At 23.2% G+C, this 25817-nt stretch carries 30 protein-coding genes and 4 tRNA genes; 17 read left to right on the plus strand and 17 right to left on the minus strand.

Features of this window, described 5'->3' with window-relative positions; all coding sequences use genetic code 11:
• Window positions 1–4: 4 nt before the first annotated feature.
• A complete protein-coding gene (locus tag DDW03_RS00640; RefSeq protein ID WP_228615142.1) occupies window positions 5–421 on the plus strand; it encodes a hypothetical protein in 417 nt (138 codons plus the stop codon).
• On the opposite strand, the gene DDW03_RS00645 is transcribed toward DDW03_RS00640, so the two are convergent.
• The 5 genes from DDW03_RS00645 to DDW03_RS00665 all read right to left on the minus strand — a co-directional run bounded on the left by DDW03_RS00645 (window position 402) and on the right by DDW03_RS00665 (window position 2462).
• Window positions 402–599, minus strand: a complete 198-nt coding sequence (locus tag DDW03_RS00645; RefSeq protein ID WP_228615143.1) for a DNA-directed RNA polymerase subunit N — start codon at window positions 597–599, stop codon at window positions 402–404. The genes DDW03_RS00640 and DDW03_RS00645 overlap by 20 nt on opposite strands.
• 32 nt (window positions 600–631) lie before the next feature.
• Entirely contained in the window at window positions 632–1834 is a 1203-nt protein-coding gene (locus DDW03_RS00650; protein WP_228615144.1) for a redox-regulated ATPase YchF, read from the minus strand.
• 34 nt (window positions 1835–1868) lie between these two features.
• Window positions 1869–1943: transfer RNA gene (locus tag DDW03_RS00655), tRNA-Met, on the minus strand.
• Between the two features lie 37 nt (window positions 1944–1980).
• Window positions 1981–2268, minus strand: a complete 288-nt coding sequence (gene albA / locus DDW03_RS00660; RefSeq protein WP_420887677.1) for a DNA-binding protein Alba — start codon at window positions 2266–2268, stop codon at window positions 1981–1983.
• Window positions 2268–2462, minus strand: coding sequence for a hypothetical protein (locus DDW03_RS00665; RefSeq protein WP_228615146.1), 195 nt, complete (start codon window positions 2460–2462; stop codon window positions 2268–2270). The genes albA and DDW03_RS00665 overlap by 1 nt, the downstream gene beginning before the upstream one ends.
• Window positions 2463–2509: 47 nt before the next feature.
• Between DDW03_RS00665 and ppa the strand changes: the two genes are divergently transcribed.
• Together ppa and DDW03_RS00675 are read left to right on the plus strand one after the other, a co-directional pair.
• A complete protein-coding gene (ppa, locus tag DDW03_RS00670; protein WP_420887678.1) occupies window positions 2510–3031 on the plus strand; it encodes an inorganic diphosphatase in 522 nt (173 codons plus the stop codon).
• Window positions 3032–3092: 61 nt separating this feature from the next.
• Window positions 3093–4163 carry an RsmB/NOP family class I SAM-dependent RNA methyltransferase gene (locus DDW03_RS00675; RefSeq protein ID WP_228615148.1) on the plus strand — a complete coding sequence of 357 codons (1071 nt, stop codon included), beginning with the start codon at window positions 3093–3095 and terminating at the stop codon, window positions 4161–4163.
• 7 nt (window positions 4164–4170) lie between these two features.
• On the opposite strand, the gene DDW03_RS00680 is transcribed toward DDW03_RS00675, so the two are convergent.
• A tRNA-Arg gene (locus DDW03_RS00680) sits at window positions 4171–4245 on the minus strand.
• A complete protein-coding gene (locus DDW03_RS00685; protein WP_228615149.1) occupies window positions 4231–5757 on the minus strand; it encodes an aldehyde ferredoxin oxidoreductase N-terminal domain-containing protein in 1527 nt (508 codons plus the stop codon). The genes DDW03_RS00680 and DDW03_RS00685 overlap by 15 nt, the downstream gene beginning before the upstream one ends.
• Window positions 5758–5793: 36 nt before the next feature.
• Here DDW03_RS00685 and DDW03_RS00690 point away from each other — a divergent pair.
• Window positions 5794–5876 (plus strand) — tRNA-Leu (locus DDW03_RS00690).
• A 101-nt stretch (window positions 5877–5977) separates the two neighbouring features.
• Here DDW03_RS00690 and DDW03_RS00695 read toward each other — a convergent pair.
• The 3 genes from DDW03_RS00695 to DDW03_RS00705 all read right to left on the minus strand — a co-directional run bounded on the left by DDW03_RS00695 (window position 5978) and on the right by DDW03_RS00705 (window position 7396).
• The gene (locus tag DDW03_RS00695) at window positions 5978–6571 is read right to left on the minus strand and encodes an adenylate kinase (RefSeq protein WP_228615150.1); all 594 of its coding nucleotides are present in this window, start codon (window positions 6569–6571) and stop codon (window positions 5978–5980) included.
• A 114-nt stretch (window positions 6572–6685) separates the two neighbouring features.
• Window positions 6686–6769, minus strand: a tRNA-Leu gene (locus tag DDW03_RS00700).
• Between the two features lie 135 nt (window positions 6770–6904).
• Entirely contained in the window at window positions 6905–7396 is a 492-nt protein-coding gene (locus DDW03_RS00705) for a hypothetical protein (protein WP_228615151.1), read from the minus strand.
• A gap of 55 nt (window positions 7397–7451) precedes the next feature.
• On the opposite strand from DDW03_RS00705, the gene cysS reads away from it, so the two are divergent.
• The 4 genes from cysS to DDW03_RS00725 are packed head-to-tail and all read left to right on the plus strand — an operon-like array spanning window position 7452 to window position 11373.
• Window positions 7452–8888, plus strand: a complete 1437-nt coding sequence (cysS, locus tag DDW03_RS00710; RefSeq protein ID WP_228615152.1) for a cysteine--tRNA ligase — start codon at window positions 7452–7454, stop codon at window positions 8886–8888.
• A 39-nt stretch (window positions 8889–8927) separates the two neighbouring features.
• Entirely contained in the window at window positions 8928–10127 is a 1200-nt protein-coding gene (locus DDW03_RS00715; protein ID WP_228615153.1) for a translation initiation factor IF-2 subunit gamma, read from the plus strand.
• The gene (locus DDW03_RS00720; protein WP_228615154.1) at window positions 10124–10531 is read left to right on the plus strand and encodes a PIN domain-containing protein; all 408 of its coding nucleotides are present in this window, start codon (window positions 10124–10126) and stop codon (window positions 10529–10531) included. Before DDW03_RS00715 ends, DDW03_RS00720 begins: the two co-directional genes overlap by 4 nt.
• The gene (locus DDW03_RS00725; RefSeq protein WP_228615155.1) at window positions 10525–11373 is read left to right on the plus strand and encodes a GTPase; all 849 of its coding nucleotides are present in this window, start codon (window positions 10525–10527) and stop codon (window positions 11371–11373) included. Before DDW03_RS00720 ends, DDW03_RS00725 begins: the two co-directional genes overlap by 7 nt.
• On the opposite strand, the gene DDW03_RS00730 is transcribed toward DDW03_RS00725, so the two are convergent.
• Window positions 11374–11634 carry a hypothetical protein gene (locus DDW03_RS00730; protein ID WP_228615156.1) on the minus strand — a complete coding sequence of 87 codons (261 nt, stop codon included), beginning with the start codon at window positions 11632–11634 and terminating at the stop codon, window positions 11374–11376. It lies immediately after the preceding gene.
• A gap of 36 nt (window positions 11635–11670) precedes the next feature.
• Between DDW03_RS00730 and DDW03_RS00735 the strand changes: the two genes are divergently transcribed.
• Window positions 11671–12144, plus strand: coding sequence for a DUF1947 domain-containing protein (locus tag DDW03_RS00735; RefSeq protein WP_228615157.1), 474 nt, complete (start codon window positions 11671–11673; stop codon window positions 12142–12144).
• Here DDW03_RS00735 and DDW03_RS00740 read toward each other — a convergent pair.
• Complete coding sequence (locus DDW03_RS00740; RefSeq protein WP_228615158.1) at window positions 12124–13269, minus strand: hypothetical protein; 1146 nt, start codon at window positions 13267–13269, stop codon at window positions 12124–12126. The genes DDW03_RS00735 and DDW03_RS00740 overlap by 21 nt on opposite strands.
• 34 nt (window positions 13270–13303) lie before the next feature.
• Here DDW03_RS00740 and DDW03_RS00745 point away from each other — a divergent pair, with 34 nt between their 5' ends.
• Complete coding sequence (locus DDW03_RS00745) at window positions 13304–13981, plus strand: diphthamide synthesis protein (RefSeq protein WP_228615159.1); 678 nt, start codon at window positions 13304–13306, stop codon at window positions 13979–13981.
• Here the strand turns inward: DDW03_RS00745 and DDW03_RS00750 are convergent.
• Together DDW03_RS00750 and DDW03_RS00755 are read right to left on the minus strand one after the other, a co-directional pair.
• Window positions 13958–15967: a type II secretion system F family protein gene (locus DDW03_RS00750; RefSeq protein WP_228615160.1), complete on the minus strand. Its 2010-nt coding sequence runs from the start codon at window positions 15965–15967 to the stop codon at window positions 13958–13960. The two genes, DDW03_RS00745 and DDW03_RS00750, sit on opposite strands and share 24 nt — an antisense overlap.
• Complete coding sequence (locus tag DDW03_RS00755; protein ID WP_228615161.1) at window positions 15943–18186, minus strand: type II/IV secretion system ATPase subunit; 2244 nt, start codon at window positions 18184–18186, stop codon at window positions 15943–15945. The genes DDW03_RS00750 and DDW03_RS00755 overlap by 25 nt, the downstream gene beginning before the upstream one ends.
• A 38-nt stretch (window positions 18187–18224) precedes the next feature.
• Here DDW03_RS00755 and DDW03_RS00760 point away from each other — a divergent pair, with 38 nt between their 5' ends.
• The 7 genes from DDW03_RS00760 to DDW03_RS00790 all read left to right on the plus strand — a co-directional run bounded on the left by DDW03_RS00760 (window position 18225) and on the right by DDW03_RS00790 (window position 22734).
• The gene (locus DDW03_RS00760) at window positions 18225–18587 is read left to right on the plus strand and encodes a hypothetical protein (RefSeq protein WP_228615162.1); all 363 of its coding nucleotides are present in this window, start codon (window positions 18225–18227) and stop codon (window positions 18585–18587) included.
• Between the two features lie 32 nt (window positions 18588–18619).
• Window positions 18620–19321, plus strand: coding sequence for a hypothetical protein (locus tag DDW03_RS00765; RefSeq protein ID WP_228615163.1), 702 nt, complete (start codon window positions 18620–18622; stop codon window positions 19319–19321).
• 31 nt (window positions 19322–19352) lie between these two features.
• Window positions 19353–19748, plus strand: a complete 396-nt coding sequence (locus DDW03_RS00770; protein ID WP_228615164.1) for a hypothetical protein — start codon at window positions 19353–19355, stop codon at window positions 19746–19748.
• A complete protein-coding gene (locus tag DDW03_RS00775; protein WP_228615165.1) occupies window positions 19745–20470 on the plus strand; it encodes a TatD family hydrolase in 726 nt (241 codons plus the stop codon). The genes DDW03_RS00770 and DDW03_RS00775 overlap by 4 nt, the downstream gene beginning before the upstream one ends.
• Before the next feature lie 136 nt (window positions 20471–20606).
• Entirely contained in the window at window positions 20607–21122 is a 516-nt protein-coding gene (locus tag DDW03_RS00780) for a transcription initiation factor IIE subunit alpha family protein (RefSeq protein WP_228615166.1), read from the plus strand.
• A gap of 30 nt (window positions 21123–21152) precedes the next feature.
• Window positions 21153–22304 carry a GAD domain-containing protein gene (locus DDW03_RS00785; RefSeq protein ID WP_228615167.1) on the plus strand — a complete coding sequence of 384 codons (1152 nt, stop codon included), beginning with the start codon at window positions 21153–21155 and terminating at the stop codon, window positions 22302–22304.
• 22 nt (window positions 22305–22326) lie between these two features.
• Window positions 22327–22734, plus strand: a complete 408-nt coding sequence (locus DDW03_RS00790; RefSeq protein WP_228615168.1) for an HIT family protein — start codon at window positions 22327–22329, stop codon at window positions 22732–22734.
• Here the strand turns inward: DDW03_RS00790 and radB are convergent.
• Genes radB through prf1 form a run of 3 tightly spaced genes read right to left on the minus strand, consistent with a single transcriptional unit; the run spans window position 22731 to window position 25817 of the window.
• Complete coding sequence (radB, locus tag DDW03_RS00795; protein WP_228615169.1) at window positions 22731–23423, minus strand: DNA repair and recombination protein RadB; 693 nt, start codon at window positions 23421–23423, stop codon at window positions 22731–22733. The genes DDW03_RS00790 and radB overlap by 4 nt on opposite strands.
• Before the next feature lie 34 nt (window positions 23424–23457).
• Window positions 23458–24738, minus strand: a complete 1281-nt coding sequence (gene cca, locus DDW03_RS00800; protein WP_228615170.1) for a CCA tRNA nucleotidyltransferase — start codon at window positions 24736–24738, stop codon at window positions 23458–23460.
• Entirely contained in the window at window positions 24735–25817 is a 1083-nt protein-coding gene (prf1, locus tag DDW03_RS00805; protein WP_228615171.1) for a peptide chain release factor aRF-1, read from the minus strand. Before prf1 ends, cca begins: the two co-directional genes overlap by 4 nt.

A 25817-nucleotide genomic window follows, 5' to 3' on the forward strand; every position in this document is an offset into this window, starting at 1 on the left:
AAATATGAATAATATAGATATAATAAAGGAATTTTTGTATACTCTTTTACTATTATTTTCTGTAGAAACATTTTTAGACTTAATATCATTTATTATATATCCATCAATTTTTCCAAATTATGTTAATATTTCTGTTGAAATTTTCTTATTTATAATTTTTTTATTATCAATATTTTCAATTTATTTAATAAGAGAAGATAATTTATATGGTTATATAATTTCATTATTTATATCAATATTAATTTTGTTTTCGGCTTTTACATTAAATTCTAATAATATAATAGATATAGCAGTAAGAAATGTAGCATCTAATTATGGTATATATCCAAATCCAATAATATTGTTTTTCGGTATTTCAATATTTTTAATAAGTATAAGAAAAATAATTCAATTAAGAAAAACTAAAATTTCTTCAACTTAGCAATTATTTCTATTTGTTGAACGTGTCCTAGAAATACCTGTCTGCAACAAGCTCTTTCCAATCCCAATTCATCTAAAGCCTCTTTCATTGTTTTACCTTCATTTAATAATTTAATATATCTTTCATATAAATGTCCAATTGGTTTTCCACATGTAAAACATCTAATAGGTATTATCATAGTATTAGAATTTTTACAACATTTTTATAAATCTATGCATTTGCAACTATTTGAATCACATCTCTATGTTTTAATATATAATCCTTTCCTAAGAATTTTCTTGTCCTAACATCTATAGCTCTTACAAAATTCTTTGCTAAATCAGAATGTATTTTATTTGCAAAATCTATTACAGTACTCCCTGGAGGCATTAAAAAACAATCTGGCAATATTCTTCCTTCCTTATCTGCTAAAGAATCTACACCCCCAGGAAATACTGCTACATATTTTAGAACATCAAATACAGTTATATCTAAAATATTTTGAACACCAGTACTTCCAAATTCTTTAAATATATAATTTTCAATAAATTCTAAAGCTTTCTTTTCTTTATCATTTAAATCCCCTTTAATTTCAAAATAACTTTCTCCAGGTATATAAAATATCTTTCCCTGTTTATCCAATTCTTTTAATATTAATTCTGCATAACCTGAAGTAGGTATTATAACTTTATCTGGATATTCTTTCTTTAACCTTTCTAAATTTTTCTTTGCAATATCTATATTTATATCTATCCTATTTGCTGCAATAACAATTGGTTTTGATATTTTCCTAATTTTAGATGCAAGCTCAAATAATTTTTTATCATCATTTATTATATCATACTCATCTTGATTAATTTTCAATTCTTTAAATGCTTTTGATACATGTTCTTCTTTAACATTTAATCCAGAAATTAATTTTGCCAATTCTTTATCTAATTCCAAATGTTCATTTTTTATTTTTCTTATATTTTTTTCCAAATTTTTCTTTATTACACTATAAAACCACCAGTCTATTTCTTCTTCATACCATTTTACATCTTTTATTGGATCATAATTTCCAGGACCAATATATTGTCCCTCTTCATTTGTTGAACCTGAAATATCTATTACATGTATCAAGGCATCTGCCTGTCTTACATCATCTAAAAATTTATTACCTAAACCCCTACCTTCATGTGCACCAGGAACTAATCCAGCTATATCTAATATTTCTATTGGAACAAATCTATATTTTCCCTTTATAAAACCATATCTTGGATTTGATTTAACATTAAATTCTGGTCCAACATCTTCTACTCTAACATATCCATAGCCCTTATTTGGTTCTATTGTGGTAAATGGATAATTCGCAATTGCAACATCTTGTAATGTTATTGCTTTAAACATAGTAGACTTTCCAACATTTGGTTTTCCAGTAATACCTATTTGCATTATAATTTAATAAATAGAATCTTTTTAAAATAAATAGCGGGGGGAGGATTTGAACCTCCGACCTGGGGGTTATGAGCCCCCCGGGCACTCCTGGCTGCCCTACCCCGCTATATTAAATAAATAATTATCAAAAAATATAAAAAAGATTACTGTTTTTTAACAAGTACAATTTCTATACTTGATATCCTTCTCTTTTTACCACTTTGATCTACTTGCCTTTCTTCAGAATCTATACTTATACTCTTTATATCGACTTGTCCTGCCATAAATTTCTTCCTTACAACTTCTGCTACATCTACTGCTCTAGATATATATCTTCCCCTTGCCTTTATTACAACTTCTTTTGCATCCTGGCTTGTAAATTGCATTGCTACAGCTGTTACATAGTTCATAAATGGCTTATTTCCTATATATATTATTGTTTGTTCTGCCATCATGAGCTTTGTAATTTCTTAATTTGCCTTGTTATATATCCAGCCAACATATTTCTTAATCTTTTTGATGGAACTTCAGCCACAACTTCTAATATTTTTACATTTTTCTTATAATCCGTAGTAAATAGATTGGAATATTTTTCTAATATTTTATCAGCCTCTCTTCTAAATTTACCATGAAGTATTCTGCCCATAATTCTTTATTATAAAAAATAAATTTATAAAAAGATAGTAAACTATAATAAAAATGAAGGCTGGAAAACAACCTCCAGAGGATATAAATGTATTCATAGAAATACCAAAGGGTAGCAATATAAAATATGAATTCGATGAAGAAGAGAAAGTAATAAAGGTAGATAGAATATTATATACAGCAATGTTTTATCCATTTAATTATGGATTTATACCAGAAACTTTGGAAGAAGATGGTGATCCATTAGATGCTTTAGTTATTACATATGAATCATTCATTCCTGGAGTATTAATAAGGGCAAGACCAATTGGTGTATTAATAACAGAAGATGAAGAAGGAATTGATAGAAAGATAATTGCAGTACCACATGAAAAAATAGATCCAAGATTTTCAAATATAAAGGATATAAAAGATTTGCCAGAAGCAATATTAAATCAAATAAAACATTTCTATGAACATTATAAAGAATTGGAACCTGGAAAATTTGTTAAAGTTAAAGAATTCAAAGGAAAGGAAGAAGCATTAAAGATAATTAATGAGGCTATAGATAGGTTTAAAAATAAGAAATAATAAATATTTTTTAGTGAGGAAGCATTACGCTTCTGAAAAATGATGAAAAAATATTTTTCTGATGATAATTAAAAAGAGTTTTGAAGAACATTTCAAAGAATTATTGGGAGATAAATATGAATTGTTTTTGGAATGGTCTTTTAAATTATTAAAGAAATCTATAAGAATAAATACAATAAAAGTAAAGGATAATATAAATTTTGAAAACTTAAAAGAAATATTATTATCAAAACAAGATCATTTAAAAGAGAAAGAATTGGAAGAAATATCTGAAAAAATTGATAATTTATATAATTTAAAGCAAAATCCTTTTAATTTAAATATAAATGCAAAAGAAATATTATCAAGATTAAAAGAATATGGATGGGAGATTGAAAGGATACCTTTTTATAAATATGGATTTTGGATAAAGGGAGAAAGAAGAGATATTGGAAATACTATAGAATTTCAATTGGGATATTATTATCCACAGGAAGCTGCATCAATGATACCACCTTTAGCATTGGATTTAAAAAAAGATGATTTGGTTTTAGATGTAGCAGCAGCACCTGGTTCTAAAACAACACAAATTGCAATGCATATGGAAAATGAAGGATTAATAATTGCAAATGATGTATCAATTGATAGAATTAAAGCATTAAGTGAAAATTTACAAAAGATGGGTGTAATAAATACAATTGTAACAATGATGGATGGAAGAAAATTATATAAGTTAAATTTAAAATTTGATAAAATTTTATTAGATGCTCCATGTTCTGGAACTGGTGCAATAAGAAAATCATATAAAACATTAAAGATATGGAATGAAGATACAATAAATAGATTAGCAAATTTACAAAAGAAATTATTATTAACTGCATTTGATTTATTAAAGGATAATGGAATTTTAGTTTATTCTACATGTTCTGTTGAACCATTAGAAAATGAATTTGTAATAGATTATTTATTATCTAAAAGAGAAAATGCTAAAATTGAGAAAATAGAAATATCAAACTTAAAGAAATCTGAAATAATTTCTGAATATAATGGATATAAATTGGAACATGAAGAAGAAATAAAAAATACAATAAGATTATGGCCTTGGGATAATGATACAGAAGGTTTTTATATTGCAAAGATAAGAAAAACATAATTTTAAATGCCCCCGAGGGGATTCGAACCCCCGATCTCCAGGACCGAAGCCCGGAATGTTGTCCTGGCTACACTACGGGGGCTTTATTACATATTATTTTTTTATATGAATTAAAATATTCATCAAAATATTGATCAAATGTATAATTTATATTATATTTCTTTGCTATTTTATTATATATATCTATTAATCTTTTTGGATAATTTTTATCCGGAATTGAATTAGTCAATTTATGATATTCAAATATCTTAGAAAATCTTTTTTCTCTTTTTACATTTAATCCAATATTTTCAACATTATCTACATTATTTACTTCATAAGTTGATTCAAATTTTCCAAAATTAAATCCCGAATATTCAACTGGATTCATTACATTCATTAAATAATCTGAAAAATATTTATCATATATTAAATTTGGTAAAAACAATCCTAAAGAAATATATGGATTAAATACTGCAGAACTTTTATTATTAAATGGAATATAAACTGAGATATCATTTAAATCAAATAAATTAGAAATATATCTTATATCTTTTCCCAATATTGATAATTCTCCATATGCATCTTTTTCTATTAAATATTTTGCAATATTATAATTTATTTCTGAAGATTTATCTAAATTATTAAAATCAAATAATGATTTATTTAAATCTTTAATTGATATTTTTCCAATATATAACCCTTCTAGAATTATTCCTAAAATATATCCTAAATATAATGTATCTAAACCATATCTATTTGATAATTCAATTAAATCTCTTATATATTCCTCATTTAATATTCCCAAAAATGGTCCTAAAATATTAAAAGGTTCATATGGGTATTCTTTCTTTAAATTATTAACTAAAGGGTAAATATAATCATCAAATATCTTCTCATTTTCTTCCTCAGATAAATATATATTTTTATAATTTAAAATTGGAATTTTATCTGGTATAGATTGATAAAAATCCCTTATTGATTCTCTTCCTTCTTCTATTAATTCTATATCTAATCTTTTATTTTCAATTTTATTATCTCCTCCAATTGATAAACCAGATATATTATGATATCTATATAATACAGATCCAATTCCACCTTTTGTAACTTTTATTTTATTATTTTCAAATATAATTAAATTTCCATATATTGTAAATTTTGATCCCAATCCATTTAATAAAATAATAAAATCTTTTCCACCATATATATCTTTTAAAGTATTGTATAACTCTTCTTTTCTTTTATATATATCTTCAGATATATCGTTTTCTAAAAATATAACATTATCATTTTCTATAATTAGAAAATATTTTTTATCAGATTTTCCATATAAAACTATTATATCATTACCCGTTAATTTAATATACTTACCAAAAGAGGATAAATTAATATCTAGAGAACCTGTTATTGGAGATCTATAAATAATTAATGAATTTATATTATCTTTATTTTTTTGATGTCCAACAGAAAATATTGTTAAATTGTTTTCAAATGGTTCCTTTTCATATGTTTTATAATCAAAATGTAAATCAATTGAATGATCCAATGTTTTTGAATCAGTTACATAATTTCTTGATTCTTTTTTATACAAATCTATAAACAATACCCTAATCATATAAGATAAATAATTCTTTAAACTATATTAAATTATGGACCCGTGCCCGAGTGGACAAAGGGGATCGGTTCAGGTCCGATTGGAGAGATCCTTCCGGGGTTCGAATCCCCGCGGGTCCATTAATATTCAATTTTATCTTACTAATATTAGTACAAAACTAATATAATATAAAATATTGTAAAGTTAAATATAATCTATAACTAAATTATAAAAAATATAATTATTTATTTAATCTACTTTCCTTTAATTTATTTAAAAATTCTGCAAATTTTTTTGCAGCTTCTTCTAATAATCCTTCTTCATTATTTATTACTTCTACTATTGTTCCATATTCAAACATAAATATTGTAGTAAAATATATTGTCAAATTTTGCTGAATTTCAATTCTTTTTAAATTTTCTATATCCCTTCCTCTTATTTGAATATCTTTTAATCTTCTAACAAAAATTTTATCTGGATCTGATATTATTACTGCAATTCCATCTGGTCTTAAAATTTCTGCATACTCTCTTAACATACCTGGAATATATCCTTCATATGATTCTATTACTAAGTGTGTATCCAAAATTATATCACTTTCCTTTTCCATTTCTTTTATTCTCTTAATTGCTTCCTTTTGTATTTCTTTTTGTTGTTCGAATGTTAATTTCTTTCTTATTTCATCTCTGTTATTTATATTATATTTTTCTTTTGCTAATTCAAACATGATATCTCCAGTATTTACAACTTTAAATTCGTATTTTAAATATTTTCTAGCTTCATTAATTACTGAAGTTTTTCCAACACCTGGTACTCCTACAACAATTACTATCATAAACTAAATAAATACTATGAAAAATAAAAATTTATTGAAAAGATAATGATAATTTTTTTATAACAATCTAAAGTAATTTCCAATATTCTGAATTATAAAGAATATAATTTTAAATGCGGCGGAGGGGATTTGAACCCCTGGCGGATCTTATCCAATCGGACCTCAACCGACCCCCTTTGGCCTCTCGGGCACCGCCGCGTATTTTATTTTATATCTTCTAAAATTTTAAAATATAAGAAATCATATTTACAAACAAATAAATAATTGTAACATAAAATCCTTTTTATATATTAAATTAATTAAATTTTGGAGAAATATATAATATTAGCATTATCAACGACAGTATGAATCTTCTTTATTATTTTTTGAAATCTTTAACTTTTTAATATCTTTTCTTTTATTTAATCCTAACAAAAATATTAAATTAACCATAAATAAAATATCACTGACAATTAATAGAATTTCTCCAAATTCAAATATATTTAACCCTAATATTGGGGCAAGTGTTGCAACTATAATAGCAAAGTAACCTGTACTACATCCAACCAAACATGCCTGAAATCCAGCAAAACCAAATATTGCAGAAATAAAAGATAAAATATTTCCTGCATAAAATTTCCTATAATTAATTATCATAAAAGAAATTAAAGCAAAATTTAAAGAAAATAAAATTACATATAAGCATGCAAGAATTTTTATATAAATTGATGCTAATAACAAACCTAAATATATTGATTTAATATAAAAATAACCAATTATAAAAAATGTTATAATTAAAATAATTCCAATTTTGCTTTTTATCATATCCTTAAAAATATTATTCATTTTTATAATATTCAAAATATCTTTTTAAATATATTTTTATAATTATTTGAAATGGATGCCAATCGGTGTAATTTATATATATAATACGCTAACGAAGAAAAAAGAAATATTCGAGCCAATAGAATATCCTTTTGTAAAAATATATCATTGTGGGATAACACCATACGATACATCACATATAGGTCATTTAAGGTCAGAAATTTCTTTAGATATTATAAGAAGAATATTCAGATATTTTGGATATATAGATATAGCAATTAGCAATTTTACAGATATAGATGATAAAATAATAAAAAGGGCAAGAGAGTTAAATTTATTAAATGATTGGCAAAAAATACCTGAAGAATATATAAAATATCATTTAGAACAAATAAAAAGATTAAATAATTTACCATTTTATATAAATCCAAGGGTTACAACACATATTAATGATATTGTAGACTTTATAAAAGATTTAATAAATAAAGGATATGCATACAAAGGAAAATATAGTATATATTATGATATAGATAAATATCCATATTATGGACAATTGTCTGGAACAAAAAAAGAACAATGGGAACAAGAAACAGAATTCTTAGAAGATAAAAAACATCCATATGATTTTGCATTATGGAAATTTAAAAAAGAAGATGAGCCATATTGGAATACAGAAATTGGAGAGGGAAGACCTGGTTGGCATATTGAATGTTCTACAATGTCATCAAAATATTTGGGCCCACAATTTGATATACATTCAGGAGGTCAGGATTTAATATTTCCACATCATGAAAATGAAATTGCACAATCGGAAGCTAGATTTAATACACATCCTTGGGTAAAATATTGGTTACACTTTGGATTTATAAAAATTAAAGGAGAAAAAATGAGTAAGAGTTTGGGAAATATAATACCTGCAAAAGAATTTTTAGATAAATATGGAGAAGATATTACAAGATTTTATATTGGATCTTATCATTATAGAGAACCAATTGATATAAATGAAGAAAGTATAAACCAAGCAAAAGAAAATTATAGATATATAACTTCAACAATCAAAACAATTGTAAATGAAATAAATAGTTTGGATAGAACATTTTATTTAGATGATAATAAAATAAAAATATGGAAAGAATTATTAAATTATGAAAAAGAATTTATAAATAGTATAAAGGATGATTTTAATACAAGAGAGGCTACAAGAATATTATTAGAAGCGACAAATTATATAAATAAAAATGTTATTGGATCTGAAACATTTACATTATATATTACTTCATATAATTTCTATAATATTGCTTCAAGGATTTATGGATTATGGGAAGATATATTTTATGGAAAAGAAAGTAAAGAAAATTTAACAAATATTTTACTAAATATAATAATAGATGTTAGAAATGAATTAAGAAAGAATAAAAATTATGAATTATCCGATAAAATAAGGGAAGAACTTAGAAAAATTGGTATAGATTTATTAGATCAAGGAAATAAAACAATATATAGATTTATATAAAAATTATTATTTTTTAACTTTTTTATTAAAAATAAGTGAATGGATGATATAATATATCCTGATCTATCGATAATAATATTAGGACATGTTGATCATGGAAAAACAACATTGGCAAAATCATTAACGGGTCAATGGTTATCTAAACATTCTGAAGAAATAAAAAGAGGATTAACAATAAAATTAGGATATGCAGATTTTACAATATATAAATGTGAAGAACATGGATATTTTACAGAAAAAATATGTCCAATATGTAATAAAGAAAATAAACCAATTAGAAAAATATCTATTGTAGATGCACCTGGACATGAAAGTTTATTAATGGTAATGTTAACTGGTGCTGCGATTGTTGATGCTGCTATATTAGTTATTGCCGCTAATGAACCAGTACCACAGCCACAAACATTAGAACATTTAGTAGCATTTAAATATTTGGGAAATAAACCATTAATAATTGTGCAAAATAAAATTGATCTAGTAACAAAAGAGGAAGCAATGAAAAATTATCAAGAAATATTAAATTTACTAGATAAATTAAATATTGATAAAAATAAAGTAAAAATTATCCCAATATCCGCAATAAATAATGTAAATATAAATTATTTACTAGAAGAATTGGTTAATTTACCAAAACCTGAAAAAGACGAAAATTCAGATCCAATATTTTTAATATCAAGATCTTTTGATGTAAATAAACCTGGTACAGATATAGAAAAATTGGTTGGAGGAGTTTTGGGAGGAAGTTTACTAAAGGGTAAGTTAAAATTAAATGATGAAATAGAAATAAGGCCAGGATTATTTATTAATAATAAGTGGATTCCTATAAAAACAAAAATAGTTTCATTAAAACAAGGTAATCATGATATAGAAGAAATATTACCAAGGGGAACTGCTGGAATTGGAACAACTTTAGATCCTTCAGTTACAAAAGATGATACATTAGCAGGTCAAATTGCAGGATATACAAATAAATTACCTCCACAATATGATGAAATAAAGGTAAAGTATGATGTAATAAAAGAATTGTTTAATGAAAATGAGAAAATTCAAAAGGGTGAAACAGTAATTGTAGGGTTATATAATATAATTTCTGATGGAATTGTAAAAAACATAGAAAAAGGAAATATAATTACTATAAAATTAAATAAACCAGTTTTAGGATATAAAGATGATAAAGTAATAATATTGAGAAATATTAATAAAAGATGGAAGATATTTGCAATTGGTAAACTATTATGAAATATAAAATATTAATTGATACAAACATATTTTTTATCCCCTTTTATGAAAACTTTGATGTAATAAATGAATTAAAGGATTTTTTAATGAAAAATAATATTGAACATGAAGGTTTTTATACATTAAGAAAAAATATTATTGAAATTGAAAATAAGATAAATAGTTCAAAATCAGAAAAGTGGAAAAAGATATATAATCTAGTATTAGAATATATAAAAAAGAATAATATAAATATTATAGAGACAAAGGAAAATTATGAAAAAACAGATAGACTTATAATAAAAACTGCATTATCCGATAAATTCATTGTTTGTACATTAGATAAAAATTTAAGGATGATATTAAAGAAATTACATATACCAGTAATTTTTTATTCAAATAGGAGATTACATATAATATGGTAACAAATGCTGGGGCAGAATTTTATGCTGCCAAAGAAAAATATGAAAATGCTAAAACTCCTGAAGAAAAATTAAAATATTTATATGAAATGTTAAGAACTGCCCCAAAACATAAAGGATCTGAACATTTAATTGCATGGATAAATAAAAAAATATCTGAATATGAAAAGATAATTGAAGAGGGTAAATATAAAAAAGGTGGAGGTAGTATAAAATTAATAGAAAAATCTGGTGATATTTTAATAGGTATATTGGGAATAGAAAATTCTGGAAAAAGTTATTTTTTAAGGAAATTTACAAATGCAAATGTTGAAGTAAGTGAAATACCCTTTTCTACAATAAACCCCGCAATTGGTACTATATTTTATAATTGTGTATATTATCAATTTGTTGAAATTCCATCTACATTTGAAAGAAAATTTAGATCAATTTTATCATTATCTGATTACTATATATTAATATTAGATGAAAAAAGAGATATAAAAGAACAATTGGAAAGAATAAATAAATTTTCTGAAGGAATAATTGAATTTAGTACAATTCTAAATAATAAATATAAAATAATATATAATAAATTTGATGATTTTAAAGATGTAAATTTACAAGAAATATTGGAAAATATAATTAAAGATTTAGATTTAATAAGGATAAAACCAGTAGATTCTGATCATTGTGTAATATTAAATAAAGAATCTACTGTAAAAGATTTTATTGAAAAAATAAATAAAAAATGGATAGATAAATTTAGATATGCAAAGATAATTAGAGAAAATAAAGTTATAAGAGCTGGATTAAATTATAAATTAGAAGATAAAGATATTATTGAATTAAAATTAAAAATATAATTATTTCTTCTTTTCAAGCTTTTCCTTTAATTCTATTATATCCTTTCTAGTATATTCTATTAATATTGCAATTATAGATAACCATAACACTCCTAACCATGTAAATAAAGATGCTATAACTACAGCAGCTGAACTTTGCAATCCAAGTGGTAGTTCTATGCTCTTAAATAATAAAAGATATCCTAATATCATATTAATAAAAAATCCTACCAGCAATATTATTTCCAACAAATTTGGCGTTTTGTAATCAAAGTTAACCATTATTAATTTTTAAATTAAATACTTATATATATTTCTATGAAAAGTTTAGATAAAAAATCAAGAAAAAATTTAATTGAGATATTAAAAAACAATTATAAAATAGAATGTGAAAAATTAAAAAACGAAAACATTTTTTTAGATGAAGAAAATAATATTTACATATATAATAATATTCCAATAGCATTTATAAAAGATAATAAAATATATCCAACAATATTTTTGATAAATGAATGTGAAACAAATATGAATTATATTAAAGTAAATATTGGAGCAAAAGAAAAAATATTAAATGGTGCAGATGTATTTAGACCCGGAATAATTGAATTTTCGGATTTTAAAAAAGATGAAATAATATTAATAATATCTGAAGATAATAAATTATTGGCAATTGGAAGAGCATTATATGATAGTAATGATGCTATAAAGATGGAGAAAGGGAAAATAATAGAAAATATACATTATTATGGGGATAAAATAACAAAATATTATTTAAATAAAATTAAAAATTGATTTCTGCTTTAATAAATTGCTATATTTTTTCAATTTATATACAGAAACATTATATTTATTCATAAATTTATTATTTAAATATGATATTAGTTCATTATAATTATTGAATTTTTCTACTAAATTATTTAGCATATACTTTGTCCCTTCTCTAACAACCCAAACACCCAAAGGAACTTTATATTCTCTTGTTACAAATCTAAATACAACCAAATTTCCAACCATTTTATAATTTCTCATAAATTCTGCAAAAGATAATTTTAGAGCACTATAACCCCCAGATTCATCATCTCTACCAATTATACTATATTTAGAGTTTAAATTATATATAGAACCTGGTATTAATGTTTCTATTAATTCACAATTTCCATTACCTGGAAAAAATACTCCATAAAAATCATTTCCATATAAAGAATAATAGAATAAATAATATTTATCATTAATTTTAGAATAATCTTTTATTTCTTCCTTTATTTTTCTCTCTAAGATTTCATGAACTGCAGTTATTGCCCACTTACTAGGAACCAATTTTCTATTTATCTTATATCCAAAAAATCCCATTGAAAACAATCTTGATAAATAATAATCGGACATTCCAGATTTATATAAATAGTATATGGAATCTTCAGCCTTCATTTCTTCTACTTTATATATTTCTTTTGGTATTTTTGGATTTTCATTTATTTTTATTTTATCTATTATTCCAGAATATCCATATAAACCAATTATCTTAGAAATTCTCATATTTTCACTTATTTTATTAAAATATATTTCCAAATTTATTGATTTAACTGATAACATCGAATCTAAAACTTCATTATATAATTTATCATTTTTTCTTGGTAAATTTGCATCTACAACTTTCTTTGCATTTATTAAACTTATTCTACTCTTTATAATTTCTTCAACATCTATATTATTCTTTGCCCAATATATTGGATTATCATATAATTCTATTTTTTCATTATAAGATGTCAATATACCTAAAGATAGTTTTGGATAATTGATTGGACTAATTAAATTTGATGGAGGAGTATAACCATTTATATCCTTTTTTAATATTATAGATTTTCCATATAATTTCTTGTATTTTTCTGCAAGTTTTTTTGCATTTATAACATCTATCATTAGATTTTTATTTATTTTTTAAATTATAAGTTTGATGGATATAATAAATATACCAACAAAATATAAATTGAAAGAAATTAAAAATTTGGATGAATTGAAAAAATATTTACCAAAAAAATTTGCCCTTGTATCTTTAACACAATATTCTGAATATGCTAAAAAAATATATGAAATATTAAAGAATGATTATGAAATAATATTAAAAGAGGGATTATATGGGATAAATGTTTTGGGATGTTATTCAGAACCTGCAAATATAAATGATATAGATACGGTATTATTAATTGGAAATGGAAAATTTCATGCAGAAAATATTATAAGAAAATTAAAGAAAAAGGTAATTGTTTATGACCCTATATATGGAGAAATAAAAGTTTATGAACCAGATTATAATTTCGATAAAATTATAGAATTTTTATTAAATAAAATAAAAAATTCAAAGAATATTGGAATAATATTATCTATAAAACCTGGACAATATTATTATTTAGAAACATTAAAGGTTAAAGATAAATTGGAAAAATCTGGAAAAAATGTGTACTTATTTATTGGAGATACAATTGATACTTTACAATTATTGAATTTCCCATATATAGATTTCTGGATTTTTTCTGCATGTCCAAGAATGATTGATGATATAATAGATAATAGTATAAATGGCATAACAATTGATATTTTAATTAAAAATTTAGACAAAGTAGTTAATATTTAATATTCCCTGTATGAATATATATAATCCTATTGAAGATAATGTAGAGAATATAAAGAATATTGTTATATTCATTATATAATATTTGTATAAATAGTAATAGAATCCCAATTTATCTCCACTATTTTCTATACTATTAATTGCATATATAATTACAAAAGCTATTGCCAAATTAAATATTCCAATTATAATTATCATTGTAGCTGGGGAAGTAAGAGAATTTAAGTTAAATATATTAAATATAACGTTTGGTAATGAATTTATATATTGAGAAAAATTAGAATTAGATGAAGCTAAATTGGATATTTGACTAAATTGAAAAGATAATTTATATAAAATTTCTATAATCATTACACTGACTGCACCCACTATTCCTAAAATAATTGGAGCTAAAATTCTTAATAAAGATTTTAATTGAGATAAATCTTCTGCTACAAGATCTTTAATTCTCTCTTTTACTTTTGACATTAATAAAAAATATTTTGCAATTATACTGGTTATAACAGCAGCTTCTGAAGGAGATTGACCGCTGGCTTCATATAATAATTCCATTGTAGCTCTCAATTGAGATGATGGAATTTTGGATAGAGCTCCGTATCTCATATCAAATATTGAATCATAAAACGATAAACCCGCCCTTAAATTTTGATATACTTTTGATATAAAATCTCCAATTGGACTACCTTTATATTTAGGGTAAACATATATCATAGCCTTTTCAACTGGATAACCTTCATTTAATGCTGAACTTAAAGATAATAAAAATGGTGGTAAATCTGTCGCTATTTTTTCTAAATTTTTATATAAATCTTTATAATGTGAATAATAAATAAAAGCAATTAATGAAACAGATAAACCCATCAAAAATACTAAAAATTCTGATAATAATATTCCTGAAACATCAAATTTATACAAATATTGAAATATTACAAAAAAGATTATGAAAAATAATAATATACTTACTGAAAGTCCACTTGCTATTGATATTAATTTATTTGTTAGATCTTCTCTCTTTAAATAATAAAATAGATATATATCATCATTTGAAAAAACATTAACAATTTTTGAGGAAATTGAATAGTTAATTGAATAAAATGCTAAAACGGGTATTAAAATATCAAATAATATAAATAAAACAAGAGGACTAAATATATTTTCTAAGAATATTGATGCAAGGGGAAATACTGTTAATAGCATAACTGGTAAAGTTATACCCAACATAGATACAAGATTTATTGTAGATCTTATTTCTCTAGAAAATTCATATAGTTCATTTACCAATTCTTCTAAAGCCTCTTCTATAGATTTATCTATCTGGAAATTTCTTCTATCCTTATCTGGATCATATAAAGCACTTAATATAAGCATAATACCGGTATAAAAGAATTTTGCATTTTTTTCCCAAGATCTTGAATACTCTATTAAAGCTTCCGATGCAGAAACATATTTTCTATTATATATATCTCTTAACAATCTTAACAAATCTAATTTTAATGGTAAGTTAATATTTTTTGCAGCAAATAGCATAGCTTGTTCTACATTTGGATTTTGTCTTAATTTAATAGCTAACAATAATAATAAACTTACTAATTGAGATTTCTTCTTCGTATTTAAATTATTGTATAAAATAATGTAATAATAATCTACCAATATATATGATAATAAACCAAGAGAAGTAAATAATAAGAAGTATAAGGGAGATATTATTAGTGTTGAAATTATTCCTATAAAGATAAACAATAGTAGAAAAAATATTGCTGTCGAATCTATTTGATCAATATTTACATCTAAAAATAATTCTTTATTTATTTTTTCAAAATTTCTTTTTTTATTATTATTTGATTTAATTTTTATTATATTTCCAAATGTTTTAACAATTTTTTCATAATATTTTAATTTATTACCAAAATAAAAATATTTATATAATTTTAATTTGCCTTCTAAATTCTGAGTATCTAATCTATTTAACTCAACTTCTGATATATCCATTTCTTCATATTATCTAATATATATTCTTTTACAATTTCATTATATTCTTTAATACTTTTGTCTACATATTGATAAAACACTTCATTATATGCAGAAACAAAATCTGCTTCTAAAATATCTTTCCTATTTTTTTCTCTTGCTATATCTACTAATATCTTTTTTGACAAACCTATTGTTTCTATCATATTCCATATCCTTTCCCAAGATTTTGACAAATATCTTATTCTAGATGCAACAGCCTTTAATATATCAGAATCTCCATTTATTAATTCTAATGTTGGTTCTAAATTATCCTTTTCTGCATCATAAACCATTAAATCAACAAAACCTTTTTCTCTTAATGGATCCTGATCCCATAATTTTCTTACTTCAGTTATCCTTAATACCCTTCTATATCTTTTTAAACCCGAAGGTTCTTTAATTGGATTTACAATTACTATTATATCTGTAGCTTTAAATGATGTTTTTGGAACTCCCAAATCATTTACAACTCTATCATATACTCCGTAAGGACTTTCTGCATGTAAAGTACCCATTACTGCATTCGCTACAGCACCAACTCTCATAGCTTCATACAATGTTAAAGCTTCCTTTGATCTAACTTCTCCAACAATTATAGCACTATCTCCCATTCTTAAAGATACTCTCAAACCTTCCTCAGCAGATAATTCTGCAGATTTTAGTGAAAATGGGCTCCTAACTTTCATAGGAACTATATTATATCCTATTGATCTGAAAAATTCTGTAGGTATTTCTAAAGTGTCCTCTACAGTTACTATCCTAACTTTTTTAGGTATTTCTAACATTAAAGCTGTTAATAATGATGTTTTACCACTTCCCCTTGTACCAGCAATTAAAATTGTCCTTCCATTTGCAACTAAAAAAGATAATAAACCTGCAGCCTGATAATTTAGCATTTTATTATCTATAAATAAAGGTAAGGTCCATGGTTTACTTCTATGTCTTCTAATTATATATGATAATCCAAAGGGAGATAATGGTGGAGATAATGCTGCAACTCTTAATAATATATTATTTCCAATTACTAAATCTGTATCTAAAACAGGATTTGCTTCATCAAAGGGTCTTCCAGATATTAATCTCAATTTTGTGGCCCATGATTCTACTTCCCTCCTAGTTGGAGTTACATTTGTAACACACATTTCATATTTGGAATGCTGTAAATATATTGGAGTTATACCCGCTGGTGGGTTTATAAATAAATCCTCTAAATTTTCATCCAAAACTATCTTTTCTATTATTCCAAAACCAATTGTATATCTAATTATTATACTTTTAATTAATTCCAACCTACTTTTATCTATATTTATATTATATATAGACATTAATTTCGCTAATATATTATTTAGTATATTATTATATATTTCTCTTAATCTTTCTACATCTAGATAATCTTCCTTTCTAGGTTCATATTCTTGTAAAATTTCTATTGCCTTATGGGATAAAAATGTTTCTTCAGAGAATATTTTATATTCTTCTGGAAATATATAATATCTAAAAACTGTTTCTTCAGGATTTTTTAATATAAAAACTTCTGTATTTTTATCCAATCTATAAGAATCTACAATATTATAACTTTCTGAAATTTTATTTATATATTTTGTATCTATAAATTTTGGTTTTATATCTCCCAATAATATTCTTCTATATATTTCCCTATTTCCAATTTGATATCCAATTAGAAATGGTTTAATATATTTATATATTGGTAATGATTCAAATTTTATTAAAAAATTATCTATTAATGATATTAAATTTGATATTTGATTTTCTAAATCCTTATTATTTTTTAATATTGACATCAATTTTCTTTTCATTCTTCTTATAAATATATATGTACCGATTGGATCTTTCAAATATTCCTTATCCAAATAATCTATTATAGTTTTTATTTCTGAATATAATGGATTTCCAGTCAATAAATACCTATAATATTCTGATATATTATTTTTAATAGAAAGATATACATCAAGAAAACTATTTAATACTTTTATACTATCTTCATAATATTCTATATTTTCATCTTGCTCAATTATTATAGTATTTACAAATGGATCTATAGACAATATATTTAATATATATTCCATTATATTTGGATCATCTTCAATTGTAGCAATATTATTATAATTTTTAGCATTTACATATAATACTCTTTCTTTTCCATTCATTTTAATTTCATATTGTAAATTATTTAGCATATAAAGATTAATATATATTAAAATATAATAGTTTTACTATGAATGATCCAGAGACACTTAGAAGATTAAAATATTTAGAAGAGAAAATTTCAATATTCAATAATATATTACAAACTATGGATGTAACTACTAGAACTTCTTTAGATGATTTTAAATTAGAGATAGAAAATATTAAGAAAGAAATAAATGATATAAAACAAGAAATAAATGATATAGAAATAAAAATAAAAGCAATAATGGATCAGTTATCAAATTTTGCTACTACAGATCAATTAAAAATTATAAATTCCATTCTAGATTATATAAATCCATTTGATTTTGTTACTAAGAAAGAACTGGATAAATTAATAAAAGAAAAAATTATGGAATACTTTGGTAACTTATACAATCAGAAAAGTTAAATTTATAATATTCAATATTTTTATTAAGAATTATGAGAAGCTTACTTGGTCTATTTAGTAAGAAAGGTAATAAAGATCACGATAATCAACAGAATTTAGACAACCTATTTCAGGACTTTAATAATTTAATACCACAAAATAATGAGTTATTCAATCAATTTCAGCAAAGTAATAATATTAATCCCATATCAAATAATTATCAGAATTTTTCTTTTGGTCAAACAAATCAGCAAATACCATTACAACAAAATACTCCAGGTCAATTTAATCAGCCATGGAATTTACCTCCACAACCAACTTCGAGTCCAAATCAATTTATACCATCCCAACAACAAATTCAAAGCCAACCAGAATTTGGACCAGGTGGTTTTGCTATAGATGATAGACTCGAACAATATATAAACAATACAATAAATGAAATATTAAGAGATAAATTGAATGAATTACATGATGAATTATCACAAATAAAAATATGGAAAGAGAAAGTAGAATATCTTATTAATAAAATGCAAGAACAAATTGATAAATTAGACAATAGAATAACTGAAATAAATAATCTAGCAACTAAGAAATTAGAAGAATATGATAAGGGAATGCAAGAGGCAACAACAGAAATACAAGCATTACACAGATTGATAAGAACAATGATACCCGCCATATCTGAATCTACAAAAGAATTAAAAGAAACAGTAGAAGAATTAAAATCTTTAAGAGATTCAATTAAAAAACCTTAAATTTTTTAATCCTTTTTAATAAATTTTATTGATGGATAAGAAGGAAACCATAATAGTTGGAATAATACTATTAATATTATTAGCATTAGGATTCATAATTGCTCCATTATTATATCCAATAAATAATAACCAGAATTTAAATCAGAATCAATTATATCAAATATCTCAGATTGCACAATATTGTCAAGCTCTATGTATATATGCAAAGTACAATTTATCTATAAATAACTTAAGCAATACTTGTCTAGTATCGGAAAATTCAATATTATATCAATCTTGGATTTCTTATCCGAATGCATATAATTGGGGTTGTGAAGTATCAGATAATAATTTGAATTTATGCAATAATAGTAATTATATAGTATTGGATGATAATTGTTCAATAATTAATATATATTATCAAAATAAACAATTAAATATAACATGAAGTATATAGATTCTCATTGTCATCTATATAAATTTAACGAAATAGAAACTAAAAGAATATTAAAAAATAAAGATATAATAATATTATCAGTATCTGAAGATTTAGAGTCCTCATTAAAGAATTTGGTTTTATCTCAATTAAACGAAAATGTAATACCTGCAATAGGAATTCATCCATGGAATATAGACAAAGTAAATGAAAATACATTTAAAATAATAGAAGATATAATAAAGGATAATAAAATAAAAATACTTGGAGAAATTGGATTGGATAAAAAATTTAAGCCAGAAACATTTGAAAAACAGAAAGAAATTTTTGAAAAATTCCTAAATTTAGCAAAAGAATATGATTTAAATTTAAATCTTCATACTCCAAATGCTTCAAATGAAGTATACGATCTTTTAATAAAGTATGACATTAAAAAGGCATATTTTCATTGGTATAGCGGGGATGAAAAATTATTGGAAGAGATAATCGATAAAGGATATTTTATAGGAATAAATGTTGCAACAATAGTAAATGAAAAATATAGAAAATATATAGAAATTACAAATATGAAAAATATAATAACAGAATCTGATGGTCCATACAATTATAAAGGTATTATACTTCATCCAGATATGTTAAAAGATCTTTATAAATTAATTTCAGATATAAGAAAAATAAATCTAGAAGAATTATCAAATATTATACAAAACAATTTTGCCAGGTTTATATATTAACATTTTGTTAACGTCATTTAACATGAAGTTAATATTTATAAATTTTAAGATAGATATTCATTAACGTTATATTAAATATGATTAACATGGTGTTAATCAATAATGCTTATAAATGTCAAAAAACCTTATAGGTATTATGAGCTACTTGCTCAATGAAAACTATTTAAAAATATTAGAATATATAGCGGATAAAAAGGAATTTACAGAAAAAGAAATAAAGAAACAATTAAAGATAAAGGAAGAAGAAATTAGGAAACTATTATATATATTAGAAGAAAATAATATAGTATATCCAATAAGCATAATAAATAATAATGGAAAATTTGATTTTAGATGGGGAAATAGAATACAAGATAAAGAAAAATTATTTAGCTTATTGATTAATAAAGAGATTGATAGAATTAATGAAGAAATTAAAAATACACCAAAAACATTATATTATTGTAATGAATGTGGAAGTGCATATACCTTCGATGAAGCATATGAAAATGATTTTATATGTAAAGAATGTGGATCATTATTAACTGAAAAGGAAAATTTCAGAATAATAGAATTGGAAAATATAATACATAATTTACAGATATTATTAGATAAATATTCTTCAAAGGTTACAAAGAAAGGAAAAGCATCAAGAGCAAAGGGTAAAAAATAATTTTTTATTTTTTATTTAAATTTATATTTAATGATATTTAAGGTTAAGATATATGATTTAACCGAAATATTTAAGGAAACAAAATCAAAACTAGTTAAAACGAATATAGATAATGGAGCAAGAGTATATGGAATAAAACTTGATAAAATGAAGGGAATGATTGGATTTGAAATATCACCAAATAGAAGAATAGGAACTGAACTTTCTGATATTGCAAAAAAATTTGGGTTAAAAGGAATATTACATTCTGATGAGTTACCAAACTATGGAATATCTGAAGAGGAAGTTAAAAATGTTAAAAGAATGTTAAACTGCTCAGATGAAGATGCTTTCATATTATTAATATCAAAAGATTATGAAGTAGCAAAGAAAGTTTTTAGTTTAATAATAAATAGAATAAACGAATCAATTAAAAGAGTACCAAGGGATACTAGACAAGCAAATGAAGATGGAACAACATCTTTTTTAAGACCTCAACCAGGTTCTGAAAGAATGTATCCAGAAACAGATCATCCTTATATATATATTAACAAGGATATTATTGAAGATAATGAATATAATATAATAAGATATAATATAAATTATGGAGATATTAAAGAAACATTTGATATATATTATTTAAAAAAATTTGATAGAGATTTATATATTAAATTGTTAAATGAAGGTAAAACAATGTTAAATACTATTGATCCAGAATTTATTAAACAAATGTTAAAATCTTTTGGATATAATGAAAAACAAATTGAAAATATAATATGGAGTGAATATATATATGATATAATAAAAATATCTTTTGATATAGATCCAAATACTGTATATTATTTATTTTTTCAAATGATTGGAGATACTGAAAATTTATTTAAAGAAAAAATAGAAAAATTTGATTTAGATTTTATATATAAAATAAAAGATTATTTAAAAGATAAAAAAATTGTAAAAAATGCAATTCCAATAATATATTATCATTATATTAAATATAATAAGGATATTGAAGATATAATAAGAGAAAATAATTTATATAAAAGAAATAGAGAAGAATTAAGGAAGGAAATTGAAGAATATATAAAATCTTTAAATAACAATGATAAAAAGGTTATTTTTTCAAATGTATTTAGTAAATTTAAATACGTAGCAGATAGTGAAGATATAAAAAGAGTATTAGAAGAAATATTAAACATATAAAATTTTTATATATTAAATTTTTATGGAGGAATGCATATTTTGTAAGATAATAAATAAAGAAATACCTTCATATATATTATATGAAGATGAATACTCTATAGCATTTTTAGATATAAATCCAATAAATAAAGGACATACATTATTTGTACCAAAAAAGCATTTTGAGAGAATATCAAATATTGATAATGAATATATTAAAAATTTCTATGAGAGTTTTACAAAGTTCTTAAAATTATTTGAGGAAAAAATATCGAAGGACTATAATATAATAGTAAATAATGGAAAAAAGGCTGGACAAGCGGTATTTCATGCACATATACATATAATACCACAATATAATGAAAATGGATATAAAAATATATTTAATTGGAATACTCATAAATTATCAAAAGAAGAAGCTGAAGAAATAATAAAAAAATTTAATTCTTAGACTTCTTTATATTCAATAATTCCGTCATTTACTATTTTAAATTTTACAGATATTCCCTCTGGCAAATATCTATGCTTTCTTAATATTGCTTCTCTAATTCCATTATCTAAAATTCTCAATTCAACCAAACATTTTGACCAATATTTTATTAAATCACCTCCAACGATTCCGATTGTATCCCTATTATCAAACAATGAATATACCTGATTTATAACTAGAACTGGTATATTATATTTCCTAGAAATTTCTGAAAATATTTGTAATTGCTTTGCAAGTTCTATATTTACTTCATTTACATTACTATCACCCCTCTCCAATCTATATAGCATTGATATAGAATCTACAACAATTAATCCAATATCATTAGAATTCTTTTTTACATAATCATATGTTAAATATATTGCCTTTTTTTGTTCAGAAAAATTTACAGGCTTATATAATAATATATTTTTCATTACATTCTCAAAATCCTCTTTTGCAATTTGTTTTAATCTTTCAAGAGAAAAACCACCTTCAGTATCTATATATATTACCTTTTTTCCCAATCTAGAAACATTATAAGAAGTTATTATTGCAATATTTGTTTTTCCAGATGCGGAAGGACCATAAAATGATGTAATAATATCTGTTTCGATTCCTCCATCTAATAATTTATCTATAGGATATATTCCAGTAGAAATTTTACTCATATAAAAATTTTTTTATTATTTTTTAAAAATATAACTAATACTTAATTTCAATTTCTTTTTCCCCTATCTTAATATATAAATACTTAACTTTTTTCCTAATACTATTTTTATAATTATTTATTATAAATTCTAATGCTTTATATATATCATTTATTTTTCTCTTTGTAACTGCATATATTTTTCCATTTCTAATTATTAGTTCTTCATTCTTATGTTTCTCATAAAATCTATTATAATTTTTTTCTTCCCATAACAATGGACCCTCTCTTATTTCATATTCTGGTAATTTATCCGGATAATATAATATATAACCATATAAATAATTTTCATCGAAAAAATAATAATAATTGAAAATTTTGAATCCAATATTATTTATCCACTTTTTAATATTATTAAACAATGATAAAGCTTTACTATTTTTTATATCTTTATTGTTTGAATCTCCTTCAATTTTTAAATATATCGTATTTACATTATATTTTTCAGCCAATCTTTTTATTTCATCATAATTCATATATATTTTATTAAAGAAGAATTTTTCTTTATCCTCTGATAATAAAAATATCCTAGAATAATATATAAATTCTGAAAATTTTTGTAAAGAAACTGAAGCCGCAACATTTCTATATTTATCAGTTGGATCAATTATTATTATTGGAGATTTTATTTTATCTTTAGATAAATTTTTCTTTATTTCATCATAGTTTTTATAATATTTTTCTAAATCTATTATTACTTTTGGTCTCCAATTAGATACATTTTTTATTGTATTTTCAAAAGATCCATAATTTATTAATATTAGTTCTAGTGCATATCCAGAAAATCCTCTAACATAAGATTCAGCCCCATAAACGTTTATATTTTTTGTAAATAATTTTAGTAATCTAACTTCATCCTTCATTTTTTCATCTAATTTGCTTATTACATATTTAACATGAAATGGAGAAAGATCTGTAGTATTTTTAGCTTCCTTTATATCATTTATCTTTAATATTGGGACTAATTCGAATATTAAACCTTTATAACTTACTTTAAAATAATCCCTAGAACCCCTTATCCTTATATAATCTAAATTCTCTTTCTTTAATACATTTTCAACAATATTAGATATATTTTTATCATCTTTAAATAATAAGAAAGTATCCACATCAAAATCATTTTTTATCCATGTATCCTTTGCAAAAGATCCTCCCAAAAATGGTTCTAAATTATTTGATCTTAATATATCAAAAAATTCATTTATTATATTATATACTTTCTTTTTTTCTTCTTCAGATGGTTTTATTTTAGATAATATTTTATTATAATCTATCATATTTTAAATCTTAATATTGCACCTATTTTAAAGTTTGAAAATTGTTCCCCTTCAGGATGATTTTTTGATATTATTTCAACTTTTGCATTTGTTTGTTTCATTAAATCCATTAATTCCTTAATTTTATCTTTATAATCTTCGGATATTAATATTGTATCTACTGCACCAATTTCTAATGCTCTTTTTACATCATCAAATCCATAAACCACCAAACCAGTACCTTTTCCAAGATGTTCAAAAAATAATTTTACTAATTCTATTTCTCTTACATATTCTGTTTTTTCTAATATATCTTTTGCTCTTTCCAATAATTCTTTTAATCCATATTCATTCGAATATGCTGTATCATATACACCCAAAATTTTTTGTTTAAGATGATATGGTAAATAATCTCCATTAACAAATTGTTCTTTAAGCAATCCAGGTCCTCCTACTAAAATACCAACCAATTTATCTAAATCTTTTTCAAAATAGTTTCTAACTTCATCTGCTAAATATTTTAACCATAAATGAACATCTTGTTCTATTAATCTTTGAAACCTTACAGAAGATTGTCCTCCTGCCCTTATTTTACCAGGAACCCATGATTGTTTATTTTCTAATATTATTAGTTGATTACCTTTTAATACTCCTATAGAAGCTTCTCCCCTATCTAAAACAATCAATCCATATATTTGTTTTGGTAATATTAGTTCTTTTAACGGATCTAATAAAAACCTAGAATCACATCTATATAATCTAATATTTAATTTGTCTGGAGGTTCTATTGCCCATAACCTTATATCAACATCTCCAGGTTTGTTTGAAATATTTCCACAGAATACTACTAAACCGTTATCGGGAAGTTTTTTTAATCCTTTTAGATAATTTATAATTTTTGCCAATGCATCCATTACATGCTGCCTAGTATTTTTATCTTTAATGTTTTGTGCAGTTGAATATTCATAACTTAAATGGTCTAAAACCTTTGTTAAATCATATCCAGCTGGTATATAGTATGAAATTAGTTCTGTAGCTCTACCATTATATTTACTTAATTCTTCTATTAACATTTGTAATTCAAGTTCTTCAACATCCAT

This window comes from Candidatus Nanobsidianus stetteri, assembly GCF_003086415.1.
GTDB lineage: Archaea > Nanobdellota > Nanobdellia > Nanobdellales > Nanobdellaceae > Nanobdella > Nanobdella stetteri_A.

Coding starts and splice junctions, on each gene's coding strand:
- prf1 (WP_228615171.1), bottom strand. CDS start 25,817: ATGGATGTTGAAGAACTTGAATTACAAATGTTAATAGAAGAATTAAGT.
- DDW03_RS00775 (WP_228615165.1), top strand. CDS start 19,745: ATGAAGTATATAGATTCTCATTGTCATCTATATAAATTTAACGAAATA.
- DDW03_RS00695 (WP_228615150.1), bottom strand. CDS start 6,571: ATGATAGTAATTGTTGTAGGAGTACCAGGTGTTGGAAAAACTTCAGTA.
- DDW03_RS00745 (WP_228615159.1), top strand. CDS start 13,304: ATGGATATAATAAATATACCAACAAAATATAAATTGAAAGAAATTAAA.
- DDW03_RS00790 (WP_228615168.1), top strand. CDS start 22,327: ATGGAGGAATGCATATTTTGTAAGATAATAAATAAAGAAATACCTTCA.
- DDW03_RS00675 (WP_228615148.1), top strand. CDS start 3,093: ATGATAATTAAAAAGAGTTTTGAAGAACATTTCAAAGAATTATTGGGA.
- DDW03_RS00750 (WP_228615160.1), bottom strand. CDS start 15,967: ATGGATATATCAGAAGTTGAGTTAAATAGATTAGATACTCAGAATTTA.
- DDW03_RS00715 (WP_228615153.1), top strand. CDS start 8,928: ATGGATGATATAATATATCCTGATCTATCGATAATAATATTAGGACAT.
- DDW03_RS00725 (WP_228615155.1), top strand. CDS start 10,525: ATGGTAACAAATGCTGGGGCAGAATTTTATGCTGCCAAAGAAAAATAT.
- DDW03_RS00770 (WP_228615164.1), top strand. CDS start 19,353: ATGGATAAGAAGGAAACCATAATAGTTGGAATAATACTATTAATATTA.
- DDW03_RS00650 (WP_228615144.1), bottom strand. CDS start 1,834: ATGCAAATAGGTATTACTGGAAAACCAAATGTTGGAAAGTCTACTATG.
- DDW03_RS00640 (WP_228615142.1), top strand. CDS start 5: ATGAATAATATAGATATAATAAAGGAATTTTTGTATACTCTTTTACTA.
- cysS (WP_228615152.1), top strand. CDS start 7,452: ATGCCAATCGGTGTAATTTATATATATAATACGCTAACGAAGAAAAAA.
- DDW03_RS00760 (WP_228615162.1), top strand. CDS start 18,225: ATGAATGATCCAGAGACACTTAGAAGATTAAAATATTTAGAAGAGAAA.
- radB (WP_228615169.1), bottom strand. CDS start 23,423: ATGAGTAAAATTTCTACTGGAATATATCCTATAGATAAATTATTAGAT.
- DDW03_RS00765 (WP_228615163.1), top strand. CDS start 18,620: ATGAGAAGCTTACTTGGTCTATTTAGTAAGAAAGGTAATAAAGATCAC.
- DDW03_RS00780 (WP_228615166.1), top strand. CDS start 20,607: ATGAGCTACTTGCTCAATGAAAACTATTTAAAAATATTAGAATATATA.
- DDW03_RS00785 (WP_228615167.1), top strand. CDS start 21,153: ATGATATTTAAGGTTAAGATATATGATTTAACCGAAATATTTAAGGAA.
- DDW03_RS00740 (WP_228615158.1), bottom strand. CDS start 13,269: ATGATAGATGTTATAAATGCAAAAAAACTTGCAGAAAAATACAAGAAA.
- DDW03_RS00755 (WP_228615161.1), bottom strand. CDS start 18,186: ATGCTAAATAATTTACAATATGAAATTAAAATGAATGGAAAAGAAAGA.
- DDW03_RS00665 (WP_228615146.1), bottom strand. CDS start 2,462: ATGGGCAGAATACTTCATGGTAAATTTAGAAGAGAGGCTGATAAAATA.
- DDW03_RS00730 (WP_228615156.1), bottom strand. CDS start 11,634: ATGGTTAACTTTGATTACAAAACGCCAAATTTGTTGGAAATAATATTG.
- DDW03_RS00645 (WP_228615143.1), bottom strand. CDS start 599: ATGATAATACCTATTAGATGTTTTACATGTGGAAAACCAATTGGACAT.
- DDW03_RS00705 (WP_228615151.1), bottom strand. CDS start 7,396: ATGAATAATATTTTTAAGGATATGATAAAAAGCAAAATTGGAATTATT.
- DDW03_RS00720 (WP_228615154.1), top strand. CDS start 10,124: ATGAAATATAAAATATTAATTGATACAAACATATTTTTTATCCCCTTT.
- cca (WP_228615170.1), bottom strand. CDS start 24,738: ATGATAGATTATAATAAAATATTATCTAAAATAAAACCATCTGAAGAA.
- albA (WP_420887677.1), bottom strand. CDS start 2,268: ATGGCAGAACAAACAATAATATATATAGGAAATAAGCCATTTATGAAC.
- DDW03_RS00735 (WP_228615157.1), top strand. CDS start 11,671: ATGAAAAGTTTAGATAAAAAATCAAGAAAAAATTTAATTGAGATATTA.
- DDW03_RS00685 (WP_228615149.1), bottom strand. CDS start 5,757: ATGATTAGGGTATTGTTTATAGATTTGTATAAAAAAGAATCAAGAAAT.